4 protein-coding genes are annotated in these 4,206 nt (G+C 64.8%); all 4 read right to left on the reverse strand.

The features are described 5' to 3' along the window. The coding region (locus tag MUO23_01295) for a hypothetical protein (GenBank protein ID MCJ7511586.1) at window positions 1-1,417 on the reverse strand (1,417 nt) is incomplete at its 3' end. Window positions 1,418-1,458: 41 nt separating this feature from the next. Further along, window positions 1,459-2,376 carry a sugar phosphate isomerase/epimerase gene (locus MUO23_01300; protein ID MCJ7511587.1) on the reverse strand — a complete coding sequence of 306 codons (918 nt, stop codon included), beginning with the start codon at window positions 2,374-2,376 and terminating at the stop codon, window positions 1,459-1,461. Window positions 2,377-2,394: 18 nt separating this feature from the next. Next, on the reverse strand, window positions 2,395-3,351 hold the full coding sequence (locus MUO23_01305; GenBank protein ID MCJ7511588.1) for a hydroxyacid dehydrogenase: 957 nt from the start codon (window positions 3,349-3,351) through the stop codon (window positions 2,395-2,397). Window positions 3,352-3,363: 12 nt separating this feature from the next. Further along, the coding region (locus MUO23_01310) for an aldehyde dehydrogenase family protein (GenBank protein MCJ7511589.1) at window positions 3,364-4,206 on the reverse strand (843 nt) is incomplete at its 5' end.

Raw genomic sequence — 4,206 nt, forward strand, 5'->3', positions numbered from 1 at the left:
CCGGCGTGCCGTAGCGCTCGTACCAACCGTACCCCTTGAAGTCGCCGTAGCCCTTGGCGAAGCCGCTGATGTTCGTCGAATCCGCCAGGTCGGCCGAGGCGGCCAGGAAGATCGGGCGATCGTACTTCTCGGCGCCGTAGCCGTTGATCCATGCCCCCCACTTCGCCAGCGCCGCCCGGTTGGCGACCGAGGTTCCAGGCTTGGCGTAGAGATCCTCGGGATAGCTGCGGAAGTCGAACAGCTTAGGATCGTCGAACGGATTGCCGCGCTTGCCGAGCCGGAAACCGGGAACGGCCTCGGGGACGCTATCCCCAAGTTCAATCAGCCGGCCCGCCAGGTAGTCAACCAGCGCCTGGTCCTGGCGCAGCACGTCGATCACGGCCTTGAGGTTGGCCTTGAACTCCCCCTGCAGGCCGGAGGGGTCCTTGGGCGCCTCGCCGCCGAAGTTCTCGAAGACCGCTCCGTACTTCTCGACAAACGGACGCTTGGTGTCCCAGAACTCCTTCGAGTTGCGAGCATGCGGCGCGCCGTGGGAGACATTGTCATACTTGAGGTAGCCGCGTCCCTTGCGGGTCTTGAACCAGGTCATGCTCGGCACACGATCCGGGTTCGGCCCATCGACCATCTCCCCCAGGGATCGCAGCACCGCACCCCAGGACTCACCCTGCTCGCTGCCAGTGGCACGCCAGCCATGGGAGGCGAACCACTCGGCCGGCGAGCCGTAGACCACGCTGCTGACGGTGTGGTCGTCGATGCCGAAGTCGTTCCAGTCGACGACGTAGTACAGGTTGTCCAGGGCAAGCCCCCAGGCTGAGTTCATCGTCTCGTGCACACAGCCAGGCGTCAGCCCGCCTTCGCCCTCAAACACCCAGACCCGGACGCCCTGAGCGCCGGCGCGCTTGAGCGCCAGCGCCAGCCCGGCGGCCGCCGGGCTGCCATGGCCCGAGGGTCCGGTGTTGAATTTGAGGAAGAGCGTCTTACCTTCCATTTCAGCGTGGCCCGAGAGCCCGCCGCGGTGGCGGAAGCCCAGCAGGTCCTCCCAGACCAGCATCCGCTCTTTGGCATTCGGCACCTGGTAGCGTTTGTCACCGGTCTGCTCGAGCTTGAGGCGCAGCGCTTCATTGAACAGCGCCAGCATGCAATAGATCAGGGGGATTGTGTGTCCGCCGGCGAGAACGAACCGGTCGCCAAAGCGCTTCTCCGGATGGCGGATGTCCCAGCGCATGGCGCCGCTGAGCAGCGTCGCAACTAGGGCGTAGACCTTGGAGCGTGAGCCGCCCGGGTGTCCGCTCTGCCGGTAGTTCAGGATGACATCGATCAGCTGGTCGATCAGATCCTTGATCTTCTCCCAGTGATCGAACTCCATCTCCAGGTCTTGGATCCGCAAAGGCGCCCGATCGGTCTTGGCTGCAGTCACTGGCTGCTCCTTGTTCCTAGATTCGCACCCTGGTCACGGTCCTAGGCCTGCCACCAGGCCTCTTCCCACACCCGCTTGGTTCCGGCGATCACCTGTTCGGAGGATTCGTCGGCGCTCTGCGGCTTCACTTCGAAGCCGACCCACGGGCGCGGCGACTTGCCCTCCGCCAGATAGCCGGACTTGAACAAGGCGTCGATGAATTCGACCACCTGCGGGATGTCGTTGGCACTGCCCGGCCAGCCGAAGCGCGGATGCTGATCGCCATAGCCGGGGGTTGCCGGATCGGTGACGCAGTTGCCCACATGGATGTGGACCAGGTGTTTCTTCAGCAGTTTCAATGCCGGCTCAGACTTCTCTCGCAGCAGCGGCTGGTGGCTGAGGTCGTACATCAACCCGAAATCAGGAAAGTCCCGCTTGACCTCTTGCGCATACTCGGCCGCCAGTTCGCTCGGGCCGATCAGGGCCGCTTTGTCGACGTCGAAATCGAAGGTCTCACAGGTCAAGGCCAGTCCCCTGTCGCGTGCATAGCCCGCCAGCTCCCTGGTCGAGCGAACCAGCGCCCCGACGGCCGCCTTGCGGTCCTTGTCGCCCGGATCCTTGCCCGACAGGAACGCCATGCGCTTGCACCCCATCTCGACCGCCTCGTCCACGCTGTCTTGCAGCGAGTCGACGGCATGCTTGCGCTCGGCCTCGTCCAGGCTGTTCAAGTTGAGCTTCCCCATCAGAACCACCGGCTGCGCCCCAAATCCCACCTGGATATGCGATGCCCACAGGACATGCTTCACCGCCTGGCGCTCGCCCGGGTCTTTCACCCGCGTGATCTCGACCGCGCCGAAGAATGGATCCTCGGCGATCCTGGCGACGCTGTCCGCGATCGAACCCTCGCCGCTCATCGTTTTCGGAAAGGCCATGAAGTGCACGATGCTCATCGTGCAATACTGGTTCCAGTGCTTGTCCATCGAGACTCCTCCGCCCCCTCAGTCCGGCGGCGCCACAGGGAATTCGGGCGCTTTGCCCTCAATCACCGCCATCACGTCTTGCACGGCCAGCGCCATGCGGTACAACGCCTCGTCGGTGTGCGCCGCCATGTGGGGCGACACCACGACGTTCTCCAGCTTCAGCAGCGGACTGCCGGCGGGCAGCGGCTCGGGGTCGAACACATCCAACCCTGCGCCGGCGATCCAGCCCTCCTGCAGTGCCCGCAGCAGTGCTGCCTGGTCGACCACCGGGCCGCGCGAGCTATTGATCAGATAGGCGCTTGGCTTCATCTTGCGCAAGGCGGCCTCGTTGATCAGGCCCCTAGTCTCGGGGACCAACGGCACGTGGACCGAGACGAAGTCCGCCTGGGCCAGGACTTCATCCAGCGAGGCCCGCCGTGCTCCGAGGGCGTCCTCGACCTCAGGGTAGGCTACGACGTCATAGTACACGATCGGCATGTCCAGGCCCAGATGGCAGATCTTCGCCAGCCGCTGGCCGATCTTGCCGAAGCCGACCAGCCCCAGCGTCTTACCCTCCAGCTCGGCGCCGATCAGACGGTAGCGGGCGTCCCAATCGCCGCCGCGTAGGGCGCGGTCGGCCTCCAGGATGTGCTTGGCCAAGGCCACCATCATCCCCAGGCACTGCTCGGCCACGGACTCATCGTTGGCATACGGTGTATTGACAACGGTGATGCCGAGCTCGGCAGCCGCCACGCGGTCGATCGCTTCCACGCCCACACCGTGACGGGCGACCACTTTCAAGCGCGGGGCGGCCTGCATCAGCCGCCGGGTGACCTTTCCGTTGGCGCGGAGGATGATCCCATCAACCTCGGCTACCACCTGCAGGAGAGCCTCCTCGTCCAGGCTGGGCGCCATGCGCACTTCCGCCCGCTCAGCGAGCCAGGCGACGGCTTTCTCGTGCATCGGTTCGTACAGCAGAACAACCGGCCTACTCATCACAGCCTCGGCCTACTTGTGAACGCACAGTCGGGCCCCGCGCGACTCGTAGCTCATCTCCTGGTAGACGGTCTTCCACTCCAGGTAGTCGTCGACGGCGATCGAGCCCTGCTCGCGTCCGATGCCGCTCATCTTCATGCCGCCGTAGGGGGCCTGGACGTACGAGCCGTGGATGTCGTTGATCCACACCGAGCCGGCCTCCATCTTGTGCGCCGCCAGGTAGCAGTTTCGGGCATCGCGGCTGAAGAAATAGGCGCTTAGGCCGAAGACCGTGTCGTTGGCATATTCGAAGGCCTGCTCCAGATCGCCGCTGACCTTCATGAAGGCCAGCACCGGGCCGAAGGTTTCCTCGCGCATGACTTCCATATCGTGGCTGCAGTCGGCCAGCACGGTCGGTCCGAAGAAAAAGCCCTTGTCGCCGATGCGGCTTCCGCCGGACAGCAGCCTGGCCCCCTTGGCCACGGCATCCTTGACCTGGCTCTCGACCCATTCCAACTGCTTCATGTTGATCAGCGGTCCAATGTCCACGCCTTCCTTGAACCCGTCACCGGTAACGACCTTCTTGGCATACCCGGCGACGCCGTTGACCACCCGCTCGTACACCTTCTCGTGGACATACACCCGGTTGATCCGGTTGCACACCTGTCCGCAGCCGCGGAACGACTGGAAGGTAATCGCCTCGATCGCCTTCTCCAGGTCGGCGTCCTCCCACACGATGCACGGGCACTGGCCGCCCAGCTCGAGCGTTACCCGCTTGATGCCCTCGGCCGCGGCCTTCATCACCGCCACCCCCCCGGCGACGCTGCCGGTGATGGCCGCCTTGCGTACCAGCGGATGGCGCACCAGCGCCTCGCC

It is taken from the genome of Anaerolineales bacterium (assembly GCA_022866145.1).
In the GTDB taxonomy this organism is placed as follows: Bacteria; Chloroflexota; Anaerolineae; order Anaerolineales; family E44-bin32; genus PFL42.